Genomic DNA, 21,691 nt, shown 5'->3' on the forward strand with positions numbered 1-21,691 from the left:
AAAAATTAAGGTATCCTGCTGACTACCTAATAGAGTGCAGGATACTTTTCCGGATTAGCATCGTTCATCATCTCGTAGACAATCTCAATTACATCATCAGCAGATGGCTTAGTGAAATAGTCTCCGTCTGATCCATACGGAGGGCGATGAGCCTTTGCAGTAAGTGTACGGGGCTGACCATCCAATACATAATATCCTTTCTGGTTTTCCAGTATATGTTGTAATATGTATGCGGAAGCACCTCCCGGAACATCTTCATCCACCACCAGTAATCTGTTGGTCTTATCCAAGGACAATTTGCATATCTCCGTTCTATCCAGCGGATACAGACATTGGATATCTACAATTTCTATATTAATTCCCAGTTTTTCAAGTTCTATAGCCGCTTCCTGGACAACTCTCAATGTAGATCCGTACGAAACTACTGTCAGATCTGCTCCCTCTTTGACGACCTCAGCAATACCTAAAGGAACCGTAAATTCACCAATATTCTTTGGCATTTTTTCTTTAAGGCGATATCCGTTAAGACATTCCACGACCACAGCAGGTTCATCTCCCCGGAGCAGTGTGTTGTACATGCCTGCCGCCTGAGTCATATTCCTTGGTACGCAAATATGTAATCCTCTCAAAGCGCCTAGTAACACGGTCATCGGTGAACCAGAATGCCAGATTCCTTCGAGTCTGTGTCCGCGTGTACGTACAATAACCGGAGCTTTCTGCCCTGCTTTGGTACGATAACTCAGACTGGCCAGATCATCACTCAGAATCGGTAATGCATAAATAAGGTAATCCAGATACTGAATTTCTGCAATCGGACGCAGCCCTCTCAGTGAGAGTCCCAGTCCTTTGCCGATAATAGCAGATTCCCGGATACCCGTATCGAATATCCGCAATTCACCGAACTTTTGCTGAAGCCCGGCAAATCCCTGATTTACATCCCCTATCTTTCCTACATCTTCTCCAAATGCGACCAATCGTTCATCTCTGGAGAAATTAGCATCAAAACAGGCATTCAGGACTTCCCTGCCATCCACAATCCGTGTTTCCTCATCATATTGTGCAGGAATAACCTGTACATGTAATGGAGAATCCGGAGTATCTGTAAACAGAAAATCGTTAAAGCGGTTTTCATTAACGCGTTGCTGTGCATGATACCAGTTCAGCAAGTCCTGTTTACCTTTAACCTGTACCCCTCTCAGTTCACGGATTGCTCTGCGTACATTGACATACACTTCTTTAAAAGAAGGCTCTGGCAATGATTTTAATGTTTTCAAAGGCATTTCCACTAAAGGAGACTCTACCCGCTCCAACAGATTTATAGCCTGTTCAAGATCTCCGTTAATAGTTTTATGATAATCTGTCCACGCTCTTCGCTGTTCTGTGCGGACATATTCTTTAGCTTCTGCTTCAATCTGGTTCAGCTCTTCTTCCGTAGCCATATCAGACTCCAGAATCCATTGTCTCATTTTTACATTACAGTCAAAATCATGCTCCCATTGCAAGCGTTCAGCAGATTTATATCGTTCGTGTGATCCACTGGTAGAGTGTCCCTGAGGTTGCGTTAATTCTGTAACATGCACCAGACAAGGAACATGTTCTTCCCGCGCATACCGTACAGCCTGTTCGTAAGTCTCCACCAGACTTGCATAATCCCATCCGTTCACTTTAAAAATCTCAAAACCAGTTGTATCTCCCTCCTGGCGTTGAAATCCTTTCAGGACTTCCGAAATATCTCCTTTTGTAGTCTGCACTTCATTAGGCACTGATATACCATAGCCATCATCCCATACAGAGATCACAACAGGAATCTGGTTGACGCCTGCCGCATTTATGGTTTCCAGGAAAACACCTTCAGAAGTAGAGGCATTTCCTACTGAACAGAAAACCACTTCATTCCCTTTATCTGAGAAATAAGAAAGATGATTCAGATCCGGATTATGACGATACAATTTTGAAGCCAGCCCCAATCCCATAATGCGGGACATCTGCCCTCCGGTAGTAGAGATATCTGATACCGAATTCTTTTGCTGCATCTGGTTAAACCAGTTTCCGTCTTCATCAATCTGACGGGTAGAAAAATGACAATTCATTTGTCTTCCGCCGGATGAAGGATCCGCTTCCAGATCCGGATGCGCATACAACTGAGAAAAGAAATGATAAACAGTAGAAATGCCGGAAGCAAATACAAAGGTCTGATCACGATAATATCCTGACCGCCAGTCACCTTCCCGGAAAACTTTTGCCAAAGCAATCTGTGCAAGTTCTTTACCGTCTCCGAAAATTCCAAACTTAGCTTTTCCGGTCAATACTTCTTTTCTTCCCAACAAACTTACAAACCTGCTTTCTACCGCCAAACGGTAATCAGCAATAATGATTTGTCTAAAATCATCAAAACTCAGCTTAGAAGGTTCGTATGTTTGCATATGCTGTAATATGGTTCCTGACATCTTTTGTTCTTCAGTTTTAACAAAAATACTAAAAATAAATTCTTTAATCCATCAACACACCCCTAAATTATATGGTGAAAACCTGTGTATGCCAAATAAATGACAAATTCTTATATTTTAATTCGTCAGGTTTAAAGTAACCGGTTATTTTTCTTTTGGTATCTTTGTTCGTTTTATCTCAAAATACAAAAAAAGTTGAATTTTCAAGAATTAAATCTTTCAAAGCCGCTGATCGAAAAGCTCAACACCCTTCAGATCACACAACCTACAGGGATACAGAAAGCTGTGATTCCGAACATCTTGAAAGGGAAAGATATCCTCGGTATATCCCCTACAGGGACGGGGAAGACAGAAGCCTTTGCACTCCCGGTTTTGCATCTTTTGACAGAAAATAAACAATCTGAACATAAAACACTGATCCTAAGTCCGACCCGCGAACTGGCACAACAGACATATCTGCGAATCCTGAACTGTACTCCTTCCGAAGCAAATATCCGTACCATATCTATCTTCGGTGGCCAGTCATATGAAAAGCAGGCAGCAGAGTTAGCAGATGATCCGAATATTGTAGTCGCCACACCCGGCAGACTGCTGGATCTTGTGGATCAGAAACTTATCAACCTGTCTGAATTTAAAAAGGTAATCATAGACGAGGCAGATGAGCTATTACAACTGGGATTTATATCTGCATTATTCCGTATACTGGGATATATTCCTGAAGACAGACAAACTCTTCTTTTTTCTGCCACTTTTCCAAAGGAACTGGAAGAAATTGTTCAGAAAGTATTGCATAAACCGTTTCGCTTTGAAGTACAGAAGCGAGAAGAACAGCAAAGCACGATCTATCAGTATTTGTTGTTTGTAGATAAAAACGATAAAAAAAACCTTATAAAACACCTTATTGATCATTATAAAATAGATGCTGCACTGATTTTTACGCGAACGACCCATGGAGTAGACCGTATTGTAAGCGACCTCCAAAAACACGGGCTCACTGCACAAGGGTTGTATGGAGACAAATCGCAGGCCGTGCGTACAGCAATAGTAGAAGATTTCAAAAACAGAAATTTCAACTTTCTTGTCGCAACGGATATTGCTTCACGGGGCCTTCACCTTGATAACCTCGATTACGTTATTAATTATGAAATTCCCGATACCGCTGAGCAGTATATGCATCGTATTGGCCGAACAGCAAGAGGAATCAGAGATGGTTATACTTACACCTTCTGTGATGCGGAAGACAACCCCAACCTGATCAAACTGCAGATTGCACTCAAAAAAAACATACCGATTTTATCCGAACATCCTTATGTGCTGAGTTGGCAAAAAATGCTAGCACACAAGGAATTAAAATCTAATTCTAAAAGAAAGGGCAGCAAGCGAAAAAAATAAAGTGAGATTGCGGGGACCTATTTTCATAGAATACCACAATATTCCTTACTTTTAGACCTTTATATAATTGTAATAATATTCATAGAATGAGTACCATTCATTTATTTAATGATCATAAGAATCAGCCAAACGGCAATAATCTGGGCGATTTAGAAAAAACCGTCATTATCAATTCACTTATGCAGACTCCTATCGCAGAGCGTGACGGCGCATGGGTAGAAGCTTTTGTTACGAATGTTGCTGAAGCTAATCTGACACTGAGCGAACCGGAGGTTATGATGGGATCAGACGGATTCCCTTATTTTAATCTTCGGACTATTGAATCCAATCAGGATTTTAAGGCTTTTGTCATCGCAAATCAACTTGATTACATCTTGAGTCAGGGATTTGGTGTCGCTATTAATGCCGGAGCAGAACAATCGGACTGGATATTCTCTTATGGCGATTTGACCAATCTGAAACTCAACGGAGAATTTTATACTGACGAAAGTATCTTTTCCCCTCAAAACGGGAGTGCTATTATTGGCAAAGACGAAGAGATACTTGTAGGTCAGCCTTCAGAAAGTATATTACCGGCTCAGCTTCGGGCGAATATCCGCGAATATCTGGTATATAACGGAATAAAGAATCCAAAAATCGCTTTAATAGCCCGTGACTATAAAAATGATGAAACGGTAAAACAAGATTTGGTATTTAACATTATCCCCAAACAATTCGCTACCGAAAAAGAGTTTGAAGCAATAATGACGACGATAGTATGGTTTCTTCCCCGTCACTATTCATTTATAGGTCTGGATGAAATGAGTATCGAGAACGGCTTCCAACCTTTGTAGAATAATATTAATAAATAGAATACATGTATCCTTTTAATGTGCGCGTGTACGGAATACTTATCAATGAGCATGATGAAGTATTGATCAGTGATGAAAAAACTGAAAGTGTGTCTTTCACCAAATTTCCGGGCGGAGGATTAGAATATGGAGAAGGACTGATAGATGCGCTCAAAAGAGAATATGAGGAAGAATGTGCACTCTCTGTGGATGTTGTAAAGCATATTTACACAACAGATTTTTGGGAAAAGTCCAGTTTTAACGAAAGTCAGATTATTAGTATCTATTACTTAGTGAAAGCCAACCAGCCACTCCATGTGGCTATAAAAGAAAAACTTTTTGATTTTGATAAAGATGAAGGAGGGGAAAAACTTCAGGCCTTCAGACTCGTACCTGTGGATCAGGTAAAATTAACTGAACTTACATTCAAAACGGATCAGGTAGCATGGGAAGAATACCTCAAAAGCCGGATTTTTTAATAATGAAAAGATTCAGATAATTTATTACTGCATATATTATATTATTTGTTAATCAGCAAAAATTCACAAATATTTAAAAATCAAATCCTTAAATGTACAAGCACAAAATAAAATACACACATTAAATAATACTATAGACTCTTTTTTCATTTATAATTTGATTTTGAATAAAAATCAGTATTTTTGGTATAGAAAATTCCTAGTCCTATAGGTTTTTTAATAGTTAGTGTGATTTTAAGGCGATACTCCCCGTATCGCCTTATCTTTTTCTAAATCACTTTTTTCCTATTTGAATATAAAGTATAAAGCAATTACTAAGATCATTCCTATAGCAATCATGATCTTTGCTCTCTTACCTTCATTATACGCCGAATCACTTTTAAAGTGATAATCTCTTTTTTGCATTCTCATATTTCCTCCTTTATTATTTAGATGCAAATTCACTACAATTTACATAATTTTTATGACTATTCATGATGATAGGGCTCACCCTTCATAATAGAAAAAGCACGATATATCTGTTCCACAAAAAACAACCTGATCATCTGATGAGAGAATGTCATCTTAGACAATGAAATCTTCTGTACGGATCTGTCATATACAGTCTGATCAAATCCATATGGGCCTCCTATTACAAAAACGATATGTTGGGTACTGTTGACCATATTCTTCTCGAAATATCGGGAGAAATCTACTGAACGGTATTCCTTACCAAACTCATCCAGTAATACGACAGTATCCTGGGGATTGACATGCTTCAGGATCAACGCAGCTTCCTTTTCCTTTTGTTGTGCCTGACTCATATTTTTACTGTTTTTGAGGTCAGGAATAATTACCATTCCAAAAGTAACGTAATGCTTTAACCGATTTGTATACTTCTCAATGCCTTCATTCAAATATTTTTCATCTGTCTTACCGACACAGATCAATGTAATTTTCATCTGTATTTAATTTGGTTTTAAAAAAGAGAGCTGTATGATTCACATCATCCGGAGATTTCAATAAATAACACCTTATGCTTTCTACTGTCAAAGATACATAGCACAGCGCTTTTTCATTACATAAAAGTGAATCAAATTACTATCTTTATTCTTAACTAAGTTATTAAGAAATTAATCTTGCAATATGAAGAAATTAAAACTCACACTTATGCTGCTTCTGTCAGCGTTCTCCCTTGTCACTTATGCACAACAGGAAGGTGCAGATTCAACCAGACTATGGACGATCAAAGGAGAAAATACTTTTTTGATTAATCAGAGTTCTTTTTCCAATTGGGCTGCCGGTGGTGTCAATTCCTTTGCCGGAAACCTGATGTTTAATTACGACTTCAACTACAAGAAAGACAAATGGAGTTGGGACAATAAAGTATTAGCCGCTTACGGACAGACCTTCCAGAAGGAAACAGACTGGAGAAAGAATGATGACAGATTTGCGATCAGCAGTTTACTGGGGTATCAGGCAAAGGAAAGATGGCTTTATACTTTCTTTATGAATTTCAACACACAATTTGCTAAAGGATATAAGTATGACAGTAACAATGCCAGGACATTATTATCAACAGCATTTGCTCCTGCATATCTGAGCTTTGGTCCCGGTATGGCGTATAAAGAGTCTGACAATTTTAAAATAAACATCTCGCCTGCCGCAGCACGTTTTGTATTTGTAACCAATGATTCCCTTTCCAATATAGGGGCTTTCGGTGTAGATCCCGGCAAAAAATCACGTTTTGAATTTGGTGCTTCTCTGGATGCATATTATAAAAAGGAGATTATGGAAAATATAACCTTTGAAAATATCCTTAAACTCTATTCCAATTATCTGGAAGACCCGCAGAATGTAGACGTCGATTATACCGCTAATCTCGTGATGAAAGTGAACAAATGGATCACAGTCAATGCAGGTGTACAGCTGATATACGACGACAATACCCTTATTCCGAAAGACAACGGAGCTCCAGGAGCTGAGCGGCCGGCTTTACAGGTCAAACAAATTCTTGGTGCAGGTATAACGTACAAATTTTAGAATGACCGCTAAAAAACACAAAGCCCGAATGAAAAACATTCGGGCTTTATTTTTATAATCAGTTTGACTTATTTCTTGTTTGCAACGATATCAATTTTGAAGTTGATTTGTTTTGAAATCAAATCATCTTCTTTACCAGCGTAGTTCACACCCCAATCAGCACGCTCGATATTGAAGTCTGCATGCGTCTTGATTACGCTGTCAGTTGATTCCAATACTTTTGTATCAAATGAAATACTCTTTGTGATACCTTTGATTGTCAGATTGCCGGTTACTTTTACATCAGATGCAGTAGCTCCCGCCTCTACTTTTGAAATCACAAAAGTCGCTTCAGGGAATTGCGCTGCATCAAAGAAATCAGCTGCTTTCAAATGTCCGTCCAATTTATCTTTATACTCTCCTTCCAGATCTGTAGAACTGATAGAGTTCATATCCAGTGTGAATGTACCACCTACAAGGGCATTGTTATCAATCTGAATAGAACCTGATTTAACAACTACAGTACCTGTGTGCTGACCTGTTACTTTTGTACCTGTCCATACTACTTTAGACTGCGCAGTATCTACTGTAAAAGAATTACCTGAAACTGTATTTTCAACAATAGCTGTAGAATCAGAAGTTTCAGCTTTTTTACCTTCAGGGTTACCTGCACATGAAGATAATACCAGAGCCGCAAAGGCAGAGAATAAAATGATTTTTTTCATGATGACATTAAATTGTATGTTTAAACATTAATTTGAGACAAAGATATTTAATTTCTCCTTTAATGTAACAATTTACAAGAGAAAAGACATTACTCAGACAATTCTAATGACCCGCAGGTGTTTCATCAATACGACGAATATCAGCTCCTAAAGCTTTCAAACGTTCTTCAATATGCTGGTATCCTCTTTCAATCTGCTCGATATTGTAGATTTTGGATTTACCCTGAGCCGAAAGCGCTGCTATCAATAAGGATACACCTGCCCGGATATCCGGGGATGTCATCTCAATTCCTCTTAATTTAAATGCTTTATCCAGTCCGATCACAGTAGCACGGTGCGGGTCACATAAAATAATCTGGGCACCCATATCGATCAGTTTATCTACAAAAAACAGACGGCTTTCAAACATTTTCTGGTGTATCAGCACATTTCCTTTTGCCTGAATAGCGGTTACCAGTACTATACTTAACAAGTCCGGTGTAAAACCTGGCCATGGTGCGTCCGATACGGTAAGGATAGAACCGTCTATAAACGTTTCTATTTCATAATGTTCCTGAGCAGGGATAAAAATATCATCTCCTCTCAGTTCCATCTTGATTCCCAGACGGCTGAAGATAGTAGGAATAATACCCAACTCCGGATAACACACATCTTTAATTGTAATTTCAGAACCTGTCATTGCAGCCAGCCCGATAAAAGATCCGATCTCGATCATATCCGGCAACATTTTGTGACTAGTTCCTCCAAGGTGTTCTACCCCTTCAATAGTCAACAGATTAGAACCTATACCGGAGATATTAGCGCCCATTCTGTTCAACATCTTACACAACTGTTGCAAATAAGGTTCACATGCAGCATTATAAATTGTTGTTGTACCTTTAGCCAATACGGCTGCCATCACAATATTTGCAGTTCCCGTTACGGAAGCCTCATCCAGTAAGATATAAGTTCCTTTTAATTCGCTGGCATCGACATTGAAAAAATTATTGTCAGCATCGTACACAAATTTGGCTCCTAATTTTTCAAATCCAAGAAAATGGGTATCCAAACGGCGACGGCCAATTTTATCGCCTCCCGGTTTAGGAATGGCGGCTTTACCAAAGCGTGCAAGTAAAGGACCAACGATCATAATAGATCCGCGGAGCCCTCCACCTTTCACCTTAAATTCTTCCGATTGAAAATAATCAATATTAATATCTTTTGCTTCAAAGACATATGTATCCTGATCTACACGATTCACCTTTACACCTAATGCCTGTAACAGCTCGATCAGCTTATTGACATCTTTAATATCAGGAACATTCGCTATTGTCATTGGTTCTTCTGTTAACAGAACCGCAGAAATAATCTGCAATGCTTCATTTTTTGCGCCCTGAGGAATAATCTCACCTTTTAATGGCTTCCCACCATGTATTTCAAATGCGTTCATGTATACACTAACTATTATATTTCAAAAAAAAAGCAATTGGAATATGATTGACATTTCAATTGCTCTGTACCATTTATCCAATTTAAAAGATTATCCTCTCTTATAATTATTTGAATGGTTGTTATTGTTGTTGTTATTATTGTTATTATTGTGATAGCTCTTTTTAGGGCCACCGTTATTATTGTTGTTATTATTTCTTTTTACAAAACCTCCCGGTTTCTTATTGTTATTATTATTCGATTTCTGCTGATAGCTTCCTTTATTATTGTTGTTATTGTTGCTACCACCTGAAGAAGGGGTCTGGCTTTTTACACGGCTTCCCGGAGGAGGTGTTTTAAAATCAAGTTTGGTAAGAACGGTACCTTCAGGTAAGAAAAGTTCACCTTTTGAAAGTTCTTTCAAATCCTGTAAGATCTGATCATCCGATACAGAATCTTTGTTCCATGTCAGATACGCCATTTTCATAAAATTCGCAATCGACAGGATCATCTGATTTCTTTTGGCTTCATCCGTGATCAATCGGGCCTTACTTACCATTGTTTCTACAGTATGTCCATAGTGCTTGAAACGGATGTTATGCTGAGGATAGCCCAACATCTCAGGCTGATGTTTTACATTTTCTCTGCTCTGAATAGGATATGGAGAATCTACATCAATTTTAAAATCAGAAATAATCTGCAGGTGATCCCAAAGCTTGTGTTTGAAATCGGCCACATCACGTAAATGCGGATTAAGAACACCCATCATATCGATAACGACCTGAGCATGACGGTTACGTTCTTCTTTTGTTGGTAGTGAACTGATATAATCTACCATATTCTGCACATTACGACCATATTCGGCTAGAATAAGTTTTGGTCTTGTGCTGTTATAATCAAAATTCATAAATTGTGGATGATGACGCTTTAATAACGTAAGATACGCGCCGTTATTTTGTAAATATAATAAATGCTATTGTACAATCCTAAGTTTGGCAAATTTAAGCAACAATTGCTTTTGTCCCAACTCTTTAAAGAAAATAGTTGCTTTCAGGTCCGGTTTATTGCCTTCCAGATTGATAACCTTGCCAAATCCAAATCTTTCATGCTCCACTTCCATCCCTACCTGAAGTCCGCTTGTATCTGACGGGGCAAAGCCTTCTGTAGGTGTATGCGCTTTTGGCAATATAGAAGTTGTCTTCACTATTTTTGGTTTCGGCTTGGAGAATGTATCCTGATCTTTCTGTTGCCAGGTCATACGTTCTCTCTGAAAACCATCTCCTGCTGAAGAAGGCATGCCTCTTGGTTTGAAATCAAGATCAAGACAGGCCGGATTCAATTCGTCCAGAAATCTGCTCGGTTCACAATTATTCAATGAACCCCATCTGTATCGTGAGGTTGCATACGATAAATGCAGCTTTTTCTCCGCACGCGTAACCGCGACATAGAATAATCGTCTTTCCTCTTCCAGCTCTGACCTGGAATTAAGAGACAACTGAGAAGGAAACAGGTTTTCTTCCAGCCCGACAATAAAGACAATCGGAAACTCCAATCCTTTTGAAGAGTGAATCGTCATCATGGATACGGTATCTGCATTCGGATTCTTATCGTTATCATCATTGGTAAGAAGAGCAATATCCTGCATAAACACATCCAGCCCACGATCTTCTATATCCTCTCTCTCCGAAAACTCCTTGATACCGTTTAAGAGCTCCTGAATATTTTCGTATCTGCTCAGTCCTTCTACTGATTTATCTTCATAGAGGTCCTTCAGTACTCCCGAATGCTGTGCTATGTGCATCGCCGTATCAAATGCCGAATGGTTATTAGCCATAGCCTGAAAACTCTGCACCATAGTAGCAAAACCACTTACAGAACCGGCACTTCTTCCATCCAGAAACATCTGCGCATTAGCCACTACATCCCACAGACGGATCTGTTGCTGATCCGCAGCAATCATAATACGTTCGATAGTTGTATCTCCGATTCCACGACGCGGATAATTAATAACACGCTTCAGTGCTTCTTCGTCATTAGGGTTGAATGTCAATCTGAAATAAGCGATCAGATCCTTTATCTCCTTCCGTTGATAAAAGGAAGTCCCGCCATATATCTTATAAGGAATATTGATTTTGCGAAGTGCCTCCTCCATGGACCGGGACTGTGCATTCGTACGATACAAAATCGCAAAATCTTTAAAATTTAATCCCTTAAGGGCTTTTTCCTGTGCAATAATATCGGCAACAATCTTTCCTTCCTCATTATCGGAAAAAGCTCTGTTTACCTTTATCTTTTCGCCATCTTCATTGTCTGAAAATACGTTCTTCTCCAGCTGGTTCTTGTTATTCGCAATAATACTGTTGGCGGCATTCACGATCATCTTTGTCGACCGGTAATTCTGTTCCAACTTGAAAACCTTTACATCCGGATAATCCTTCTGGAAGTTCAGAATGTTTTGAATATTTGCACCCCGAAAGGCATAAATACTCTGCGCATCATCTCCCACCACACAAATATTCTCATTCACCGCAGCCAGACGCTTCACAATCAGATATTGGGAAAAGTTAGTATCCTGATACTCATCCACCATCAGATATTTAAACTGGTGCTGATACTTATGTAAGACATCAGGATGCTTATTCAGAAGCACATTGGTCTTGAATAACAAATCGTCAAAGTCCATCGCTCCTGCACGATAGCAGCGTTGTGCATAGGTCATATAAATCTGTCCCATCTGCCCTCTGCCATTTGAATGATCTTCTGCTTTGATAGCTTCATTCTTATTATATTCCTGCGGAGAGATCAGATTGTTTTTCGCCTGTGAAATACGGCCGTATACATGATTTACATTATACAGTTTATCATCCAGGTTCATCTCCTTTAAAATGGAACGGAGTAAACTCTTGGTGTCGTCTGTATCATAGATCGTAAAATTGCGGGGATAACCAATCAATTCGGCTTCCACACGTAATATCCGGGCAAAAACCGAGTGGAAAGTACCCATCCAGATATTCTTAGCTTCTCCTCCTACGACCTTCATGATACGCTCCCGCATCTCTTTTGCAGCCTTATTGGTAAAAGTCAACACTAATATATTAAAGGGATCCACACCTTTACGTATAAGGTGTGCCACACGATACGTGATTACACGTGTTTTACCCGATCCGGCTCCGGCGACAATCATTACTGGTCCTTCTGTCTGTTCAACAGCCGCACGTTGGGTCGGATTTAATCCTGCTAGATAATCCAAAATAATCTGTAATTTTTGTAGTTAGAAAAATAGTCTGTAAAAATACGAAAACTATCTGAGAACAGCGGCACCCTTTTTGAATATGCCTTCTCATATACTTACTTGAGCTTAAACATAGAGTTGAATTATTTTTTTAGCCAAAAATTCCAACAGTTTAGCAAATTATTACACAGTAGAGTATTTCTGTTAAATTTATCTAATTTTCTGAAAAGCTATATAGACTAAACTACAAATCAACAATTAGCAAAGCATTACAGCAACAGCTATAACCCCTTGAGTTAAGAATAAATGAGTAAAACAAGGTATCTGATTATGATAGAAAAATTTAAAATCTAATATTTTTTTGGTGGGGGGGGATTAGAAAGTCATAATCAATAAAAAAGTTTACAAGTACATCCGCCATTTAAAAGGATTGTAAAAATAAAAATTATTTTCTTTGTTAATATTACTTTTTTTTATTTTACCTTAGACACAATTATTAGCTCATTAAAATTAACAAAATAAGACGCTAAGCATAATTACCAATTATCATTAACCTAATTATATCTTAAACAATGTTTTTCAGCATTACAGACAAGTTGTTTTTTTAATATAAAGAAAAACAACTCTAATATATTAACCTAAAAATTAACTTAAATACTGATTAAAAATTCTTAAACATGTTTCATGGTAAATATCAAATAGAAAATACTATTAAAAAAATTTTTATAATTATTTTAATATGCTCTGTTTCAAGAGCTCAAGGACAAAGTAATTCTATTCCGCCTCCGGATATAGCAAATTCATTTAATGGTGTAAATATTGATAATGAAAAATTTTACGGAGGAAATAGAGTGAGAATTGATTTGTATGAAATTCCATTTAGCAATAGAAACATTTCATTAGGAATAGAATACACAGCTGGAAATGGAATAAAAATAGATCAAAGACCATCATCAGTAGGCTTAGGTTGGATTTTAAAAGCCGGAGGATTTGTATCTAGGACTGTTAACGGACGAGCAGATGAAATTGAAATCCTAAAAGAAGAATATTTATCCACATACGAAAAAATTCATCTTAGCTATGAGAAAAGAAAATATGAACTGAAAACATACGATTTAAACGGCTATTACAGTTATCTCCGAAATCACCAGTTATTAGGGCTAAGTGACTGGAATTCATCAGCCAGAATCTCTTCTTACAAAAATACTTACGGAACAAATACCACAGAAGAGACATCATCTATCAGGGTCAACAAAAATGGATTTAATGAATATGATGTTATAAATACTATTAATAGAAATCCAAAGCCCGATTTGGCTCCTGATATATTTAATTTTAAAGTGGCGGATTATTCAGGTAAGTTCTTTATGGATAAAGATGGAAAATGGATAGTAATATCCGAGGATGGAAGAAGTTATCAATTATCTATTGAATTCAGTGAGAATAACCCCATTAACTATTTTACAAGTCCAGTAACCGGAACTACTTATTACCTCACAATCCCTAAAATAATTAAGACTATCAGGATTACATCTTCTGATGGTTTAACTTTTACTTTTGGAGGAGATCAAGAAGTTTATGATATAGTCAAGACTTCTCAGGCCTATGTCCCTTTTGGTTATTTTAATTTTTTTACAGGCAACTATAAATACAATAGAATAATTTCGAATTGGTATTTGGTATCGGTAAAGGATCGGAATAATGGAGAAGAATTAAAGTTTGATTATATCCGAAATTATATTTTTGATTCTACCCATCAGGCTTTCGGAATGAATAATCAGATTTTTTTTGAAGCAAAGAGCTTCAAGTACAATGAGTATAATGATTTTTCAGCAGGATTCTCAACGATAACCCCCATTACCAGATATGCTTATCGTACACATTCATTAAAAAAAATCACTAGTAATAAAGGAATAGAAGTAGATTTTTACACTTCTGTCTCTAATCAATTATATTCAAATATAAAAATTGGTTACGGACCATATTTCGGATTCAACAGTGATCCTGATACGACCATTAGAGATCGTCGGGATAACACTCCTTTAAAGCTAAATCGGCTTACTGTTAAAGCGGGAAGCGAGCTTGTCAAGGATTTTCGCTTTTCGTATAGAGATACTGTATCTGAAAGGCTAAAACTTACAGAGGTATCCGAATTTAGCGACAACAAAATGAACACTCTTTATAAATTTGAATATAATAGTACTTTGTTACCACGTTATGAATCCAGGACGAAAGATCATTGGGGATATCATAATAATAAGGATTTCTTTGCTATATACTCGACTCCCAGTCAGTTTACAAATGAGAATATTCTTAAATATAAATCTTTCAGAAGTCCTGACTCCTTGTATCTTAAAAGTGAAATTTTAGAAAAGATCAGATATGCTACAGGTGGGACTGTAGAATTTAAATATGAGCCGAATCGATTTACTAGGATTTTTGACATAAAAACCGAATCCCTAAAAGATTCCGTAGGTATCGGAGGAGGATTAAGGCTAAAAGAGATAATTTACAAAGATCGAAATAATGAAATTGATAGAACAAATTTCATTTATTCTCCAGGTATTTTAGAAAGAGAGATACCTGAATATGTCAAATGGGTGAGTTCTGGTATCCCTGGTTATCGAGTTTTTAATGCAGAAGGTATTATTCCTTCACTTAAAACAAATGGAGTTGTTACCTATAGTCGTGTGACGGAAAGAAAGATCGGCAATGGATTTATAGAGTCTAATTATACAAACTACGACAATGGTTTTATGGATAAAAAACCTTCTCAGTTTTCTCAGGAGTTGGTTCTAAGTGATATTTTCATTGATAACTCATTCAAAAGAGGAAAGCTAATATCCAAAAAAATCTATCAAGAAAATCAGCCTACGCCTCTTCGTGAGGAACATTTCAAATATGAGCACGATTATTCTGAAGCTGACAAACAAGAGTACAGGAGTATATGGACACAATACGACAACGAATACGCGGTTATTCAACAAAAAATGTATAACAACAACATTAGAGAAAAAAGAATTGTTGAACGCTTTGGAAATTTAGTTGTTGAGTCTTCTGTCAGGACTGAGTATGACCAGTTCAATAATATAACAAGAGAAACTACCCTCGCCAATGATGGAAGTATATATTTCAAAAAATATAAATATCCATATAATTATCCAAACAATCCATCGGTTGATGACAGAGATTACCAGATGGTATTTAGAAAAATGGTCGAAAGAAACATGATCAATAAACCAATTGAAATAATTACTCAACAAATTATTGAAGGACAAAGAAAGACTATAGCGGGATCTATTACTTCATATGAAAATTTCACAGGTATAATAAAACCTGAAAAAGAATATCTACTAAATATCCAAAACCCTATATCAGATTCCACATTCTCATCCGTAGTATCTTTTTTCAATAGTACAGGCGGGATTAACTTTTGGACTGAACGTCTGAACATTGACAGCCGGATGGAGGAAACAGTGCATTATCAGAGCTATGATAATTATGGCAATCCTCTATTGGTTAAGAATGAAGGAGGACATATTACTAGCTATTTATGGGGATACAAAGGTCTGTATCCTATCCTGGAGATAGAAAATGCCAATAATGATATAACGGAAGTCATTAACAATGTGACATATACTAACTTAAATGTTACACTGTACAATTCTGCCACAAGCAATCGAAGTGCCACAACAACTATAAATACGACTCGCAAAGGGGACATAAAGATTCAGCTATTTGGAGGCACTTATCTGGTTTCGAATCAAACATTATATATGAATTACACTCTGACTGGCCCCATTTCTAAATCAGGCACATTTTGTATGAGTAATAATGTAAACAGTGGGTGTCATGTCTCGAATACACACAACAATCAGGTCACTTTTACAAATATGCCAATTGGAGAATATACCCTTACCGTTTCTTCTCCCACAACTGTGGAAGGAAGTTCTGCACAAGTAGGACTTAATTATCCAACAACGATAAAGTCAATTTTGACAGGGAAAGAGTTTTTTTACCAAAGTTTTGATGAATATATTGGTGCTGCAGTTTTAGCAGAAACCGGAGAAAAATATTATAGTGGAACATTTACCGTTCCTTTCTTTAAACCCAATTCAAAAACTTACATAATTGACTATAAATATCTATCAGGTGGAAAATGGATAAATGTTAGCAAAACATATGATAATTATATGTTGCTAAATGAAGGACAAGGAATAGATGAAGTAAGAGTCTATCCATATGGTGCGCAGATGACAACATATACTTACAAGCCTTTAGTCGGCATGACAGGCAAAACGGATTCAAAAGGGCAAACAGAATATTATCTCTATGATGGATTTCAACGGCTACAACAGGTGCTTGACCAATTCAGACAGCTCAAACAGAGTTACTATTACAACTACAGACCTTAAATTAGAAACCAGATTATGAAAAAACAGCTTCTATATTGCATATTAACAATATCCACTTTCGTTATATTTACAAATGTTCTGGCGCAAAGTATGGATCTTATACTTAATAATTATAGCGGTCAAAGTCAGATTAAAGCGCAAAAGAGCATTACATTAGCTTCCGGATTTCACGTCACTTCAGGTCAGAATGTACGAATTTTCATCAGTCGTCTAACATATCAGACTCTGAATTCTGCACCAAGTAATGATCAGAACTATATAATTACTAATAACTACAAAAAGTCTTTTACTACCCCCCCCACAACTCCTACTACGGAAGACCTTATTCAACAGATTATGTATTTTGATGGGATGGGAAGGAAAATTCAGGTTATTTCTACAAAAGGAAGCCCTACAATGAAAGATATAGTACAACATATAGAATATGATAATTTTGGTAGAGAAAGCAAAAAATATCTTCCTTATGCCTCTTCAAATAGTGAAAATGGGAGTTATAACTCTACTGCTGGAAGCGATGTAATGAATTATTACGCAGCCAACGGCTGGGATACATCGGTTAAGAAAACAACTGTACCGTTTGCAGAGACTTTATTTGAGGACAGCCCACTGAACCGTTTACAGATTCAGGCTGCTCCGGGAGAATCCTGGCAATTGAGCAGTGGTCATACAATACATAAAGATTATGGAACAAATGTCAATGATGATGTGAAGTTCTGGAAAATAAACACTGCTGGTAATGGTGCCTCCGCAACTTTCTATTTACAAGGAAAGCTATATAAGACAGTTACCAAAGATGAAAATTGGACATCAGGCAAGACTGGTACTGTGGAAGAATTTAAAGACTTTGAAGAAAAAATAGTACTGAAGCGTATCTGGGAAACGGAAGACAAGAAATTAGACACCTATTATATCTACGACCACTTCAAAAGTCTTAAGTATGTAATCCCTCCTGCTGTCATTACAAATAATTTTACAGAATCTGATTCTGATTTTAATCTTTATATTTATGGTTATAAGTATGACGGTCGAAGAAGACTAATTGAAAAGAAGATACCTGGTAAGGGGTGGGAATACATAGTGTATAATAAACGAAGCCAGGTTGTGCAGATTCAAGATGCTGTTCAGAGATTATCCAACCAATGGTTGTTTACTAAATATGATGCTTTTGGTCGCATAGTAATGACCGGAATACATACAAGAAGTTCTAGCCGGGAGGCTGAACAAGCTTATATCTTGAATAATGAAATAGTATTTTGGGAAAACCGAGCCAGAGAACAATCAACTTATGGTAATGTTTCTTATCCCCGAACAAATACAACTGTTCGAAGCATCAATTATTATGACGACTATACGTTTGAGCAGGCTAATAACCTTACAGCTGAAGGCATCACCCATAGCAGAATGCTCAATGGACTTCTGACAGGAACAGTTGTTTATAAAGAAGATGGTAGTTTACCTTTGCTTACTGCGTTATATTATGATGACGACGGAAGGCTAATTCAGACAGTTTCTCAAAATAATCTTGGAGGGAAAGATATAATAACTTATTCATACAGTTTTACAGGTGAATTGCTTACAAGTGTACATAGTCATACTGCAAACGGACAGACCACGACTATTGCTACACACAATAAATATGACCATGTTGGACGTCTGATGACAAGCAAGCAACAGATCAACAACCAACCTGAGATAACCCTATTGGCAAAAAACTATAATGAAATCGGTCAGCTAAGAGAAAAAGTCGTTGGCGCAGACACTGATGGGAATAATCCTGTAAACATCATTACCTATGGCTACAACGAACGAGGATGGCTAACAACAAGCACTTCAAAATATTTTAGTCAACAGCTCAAATACCAGGATCCCATATATGGTACATCAGCTCAATGGAATGGTAATATATCCGAACAGCACTGGGGTCAAAACACAACAGTCAATGAATATTTTGTATACAGCTATGACAAATTGAACAGATTGAAAAATGGTAACAGTACTACATCCGGAATGTATGAATCGCTGGAATACGATGATATGGGTAATATCACGAAACTGACACGAAACGGTGCTGCAATCTTTTACAGTTATACAGGAAACAATTTAAATTCAGTATCAGGCTTAGTTAATGGGAACTATACCTATGATAGCAACGGGAATGTTAAGATTGACCGCACAGGCATGAATATGAGCTACAATTACCTGAATCTACCCCAGCAAGTGACAGGAGGAGGTAATACAATTACATACCTCTATGATGCAATTGGCAATAAACTTCGTAAAACGGCAAATACAACGGGACAGCGGGATTATATTGGAGGTATAGAATACCAGAACGGAGCAATTGAGTTGATCCATACAGCAGAAGGTGTAGCATATAGGAATGTAAATGGTGATTATACGTACAGATATAATCTGACAGACCACCTGGGTAATGTCAGAGCTACGATTTACCGGAATCCTAATACGAATGCTGTAGAGGTTTTGCAAAGAGATGATTACTATCCGTTTGGATTGCAAAAATCACCAAGCCCTGTATTTGGAAATAATAAGTATCTTTATAATGGTAAGGAAAAGCAAGAGGAGTTAGGTGGCCAGCTGGACTATGGAGTGAGGCTTTATGATCCGGTAATCGGAAGATGGAACGTTGTGGATCCACTGGCGAGCGAAGAATATGATTTGTCGCCATACCGTTACGGTTATAATAATCCATTGCGATTTATGGATCCTGATGGAATGCTCGAGGATGATATTTTATATAATCAAAAAGGTAAAGAAATAGATCGAATAGTTAATAATCTGCCTGATCGTTATTTTATGCAATATGATAGAGGTAATTATTCTTATAATGGAAGTCGTTATGTTCAGGTAAACAGTCGGGAGACGATTCTCGGTGATCTAAGGGAGATAGCAAAAGGTAATGAAAAAACCGGATTCGATGGAAAATTGGACAGCTATACAAAGAAGTTGGGGCCAATTGTTGCCGAAGCGACAAGCAAAACAAACATGGGTATCGTGGGAGGAATTGCTTTAGAAAGTTTAGAACCAAAGAATGTTTATGGTGGTACAGGAAAAGGCAACCTAGACTTTGTTAGTGAGTTTAAGGCAGATGTCCTGTATGAAATAAATGGAACTTACTATAGCAAACATGAAGCTCTGAATTATGTATGGGGTGCAGCAATGAAAACAACAGGGCAGAATATTGGAATTTTCTTATCCGCGGCTGATGCCTATCATAAAGTTCACAATAGAACGACACTAGGCAATGAGCCTTCTCACAATGAGGCAATAAAGAAAGGATTCTATAATGCGCCAGGAAGACAGTTCCAAATATATTCAATTCCACAATATTATAATGAAAAGAAATGGTTAAGTCGCCCTATAGGAAAATAATTTGGATACTGATTGCTACCAGTATTCTGAGCTGTGCAATTAGTTGTCATCAAAGTTCTTTTCAAAAAATTAGCGCCAAGGATATTGGTAAATATGAAATTACAGAAACTATTGCGTGGAGTAGTAGAGATAGCTCAGTTATATTGTATCCGTTGATTGATAATGGGATTTTTTTGCAGGAGTATAATATATTATTGGCATTAAGATATTATAATGGAACTGATTCTATATATTATGTTTTGAAGGATACACAGATTGGCAACTATATTGTCAAAGATAATAAGTTGTATATTTATGATAGAATTGTAGCAGCCCCAGGAACATTAGAGGGATGGTATGAGACAGGCAAAGGAAATAGACGAATGTTGGATAGTATTTTTTTCACTGGAGATAGTATATTGCAAAGTTGTCCAGATCTAAAATCTTTTGACAAAATTGCCAAAACAAAACCCTATGGTATCTATAAAATCGATCATGACACCTTAAGAGTCATAGCAAGGAATGGAAAGGAGCAAAAAAAGTATGTTGAAAACATTTATGCCCCCGGCTTCTATTACTTTTCATCTCCTGGATTAGGACTAGAGCGGATATATGATCTTTTATCCATTGAAGAAAAGTTAAAGAAAAATACCCCTTCAGCTTTGGATCCGAAATATTATTAGTTTGGTGCGATTTAGAGTTTATGCATCTCTGATGAGTGACACTAAGATCATCGTGTATATCAATATGATCCAGTCTCCATTTATCGAGAACAAATCGAAAGAAAGCCAAACAAAATAATATAAAGTTAGGTACAAAGACTTTTTTCAGGGTTTTATAGCACAGGATGAAGAAATTAAATAGGAATTACAAAAGGTGCAGACCAAACGGAAGGAATAAAGTTATCTGATTACTTTGGAAAGTTTTGAATATTAAATTTATCAAGTATATCTTATTACTTGCTCGCTCTTAATATACTATGTTCGTGTAGTAAGAGTCCAAGCAACAAGATTGAAAGCCTTTTAGAATTAGATAATATGGTGCAAAATCACTTAGCTTTAAATAGATACACTAACATGAAGCCATTTACGAAGGATATAAATGGTGTCACCGTTTGTGATTCACGTATTTGAAAATATAAAACAGTATTAGATTCATAAAATATTACCGTTATGATAATTATTCCGTATGGGTGGAAAATAGGGGATTGGGTGATATTTATGGATACATCATTAATCACGATCCGTCTACGTCTGAGATAAAATCCTTTCAACTCGATGAAAAATATCACATTGGTATAGAAAAAAAGGTGCGCAGTAATATTTATTACTTTTCGAGCGGTATTGCATAATAAGGTATAATGAATAAGAATTAGAAAGTTTAGTTTTTGGTAA

At 37.0% G+C, this 21,691-nt stretch carries 13 protein-coding genes; 7 read left to right on the forward strand and 6 right to left on the reverse strand.

What is annotated here, in order from left to right; genetic code table 11:
* Positions 1-26: 26 nt before the first annotated feature.
* On the reverse strand, positions 27-2,447 hold the full coding sequence (locus I6J02_RS01555) for a thiamine pyrophosphate-dependent enzyme (RefSeq protein ID WP_201680097.1): 2,421 nt from the start codon (positions 2,445-2,447) through the stop codon (positions 27-29).
* 195 nt (positions 2,448-2,642) lie between these two features.
* Here I6J02_RS01555 and I6J02_RS01560 point away from each other — a divergent pair, with 195 nt between their 5' ends.
* The 3 genes from I6J02_RS01560 (at position 2,643) to I6J02_RS01570 (ending at position 5,148) form a co-directional block, all read left to right on the forward strand.
* The gene (locus I6J02_RS01560; RefSeq protein WP_201680098.1) at positions 2,643-3,839 is read left to right on the forward strand and encodes a DEAD/DEAH box helicase; all 1,197 of its coding nucleotides are present in this window, start codon (positions 2,643-2,645) and stop codon (positions 3,837-3,839) included.
* Between the two features lie 86 nt (positions 3,840-3,925).
* A complete protein-coding gene (locus tag I6J02_RS01565) occupies positions 3,926-4,672 on the forward strand; it encodes a hypothetical protein (protein ID WP_201680099.1) in 747 nt (248 codons plus the stop codon).
* Between the two features lie 23 nt (positions 4,673-4,695).
* Complete coding sequence (locus I6J02_RS01570; RefSeq protein ID WP_201680100.1) at positions 4,696-5,148, forward strand: NUDIX domain-containing protein; 453 nt, start codon at positions 4,696-4,698, stop codon at positions 5,146-5,148.
* Between the two features lie 467 nt (positions 5,149-5,615).
* On the opposite strand, the gene rlmH is transcribed toward I6J02_RS01570, so the two are convergent.
* Positions 5,616-6,089: a 23S rRNA (pseudouridine(1915)-N(3))-methyltransferase RlmH gene (gene rlmH / locus I6J02_RS01575; RefSeq protein WP_201680101.1), complete on the reverse strand. Its 474-nt coding sequence runs from the start codon at positions 6,087-6,089 to the stop codon at positions 5,616-5,618.
* Positions 6,090-6,273: 184 nt separating this feature from the next.
* On the opposite strand from rlmH, the gene I6J02_RS01580 reads away from it, so the two are divergent.
* Positions 6,274-7,170, forward strand: coding sequence for a DUF3078 domain-containing protein (locus I6J02_RS01580; RefSeq protein WP_201680102.1), 897 nt, complete (start codon positions 6,274-6,276; stop codon positions 7,168-7,170).
* 68 nt (positions 7,171-7,238) lie between these two features.
* On the opposite strand, the gene I6J02_RS01585 is transcribed toward I6J02_RS01580, so the two are convergent.
* The 4 genes from I6J02_RS01585 to I6J02_RS01600 all read right to left on the reverse strand — a co-directional run bounded on the left by I6J02_RS01585 (position 7,239) and on the right by I6J02_RS01600 (position 12,531).
* Positions 7,239-7,874, reverse strand: coding sequence for a YceI family protein (locus tag I6J02_RS01585; RefSeq protein ID WP_201680103.1), 636 nt, complete (start codon positions 7,872-7,874; stop codon positions 7,239-7,241).
* Positions 7,875-7,977: 103 nt separating this feature from the next.
* Entirely contained in the window at positions 7,978-9,303 is a 1,326-nt protein-coding gene (gene murA / locus I6J02_RS01590) for a UDP-N-acetylglucosamine 1-carboxyvinyltransferase (protein WP_201680104.1), read from the reverse strand.
* 90 nt (positions 9,304-9,393) lie between these two features.
* On the reverse strand, positions 9,394-10,188 hold the full coding sequence (locus I6J02_RS01595; RefSeq protein WP_201680105.1) for a DUF4290 domain-containing protein: 795 nt from the start codon (positions 10,186-10,188) through the stop codon (positions 9,394-9,396).
* A gap of 66 nt (positions 10,189-10,254) precedes the next feature.
* Positions 10,255-12,531, reverse strand: coding sequence for an ATP-dependent helicase (locus tag I6J02_RS01600; protein ID WP_201680106.1), 2,277 nt, complete (start codon positions 12,529-12,531; stop codon positions 10,255-10,257).
* Between the two features lie 659 nt (positions 12,532-13,190).
* Here I6J02_RS01600 and I6J02_RS01605 point away from each other — a divergent pair.
* The 3 genes from I6J02_RS01605 to I6J02_RS01615 all read left to right on the forward strand — a co-directional run bounded on the left by I6J02_RS01605 (position 13,191) and on the right by I6J02_RS01615 (position 20,980).
* Complete coding sequence (locus I6J02_RS01605; RefSeq protein ID WP_201680107.1) at positions 13,191-16,928, forward strand: hypothetical protein; 3,738 nt, start codon at positions 13,191-13,193, stop codon at positions 16,926-16,928.
* 90 nt (positions 16,929-17,018) lie between these two features.
* A complete protein-coding gene (locus I6J02_RS01610) occupies positions 17,019-20,318 on the forward strand; it encodes a DUF6443 domain-containing protein (protein ID WP_236582248.1) in 3,300 nt (1,099 codons plus the stop codon).
* Positions 20,291-20,980 (forward strand): hypothetical protein, encoded by a 690-nt coding sequence (locus I6J02_RS01615; protein ID WP_201680109.1) that lies wholly within the window; start codon positions 20,291-20,293, stop codon positions 20,978-20,980. Before I6J02_RS01610 ends, I6J02_RS01615 begins: the two co-directional genes overlap by 28 nt.
* Positions 20,981-21,691 lie beyond the last annotated feature (711 nt).

Origin of the sequence: Sphingobacterium spiritivorum (assembly GCF_016725325.1) — a bacterium.
In the GTDB taxonomy this organism is placed as follows: domain Bacteria; phylum Bacteroidota; class Bacteroidia; order Sphingobacteriales; family Sphingobacteriaceae; genus Sphingobacterium.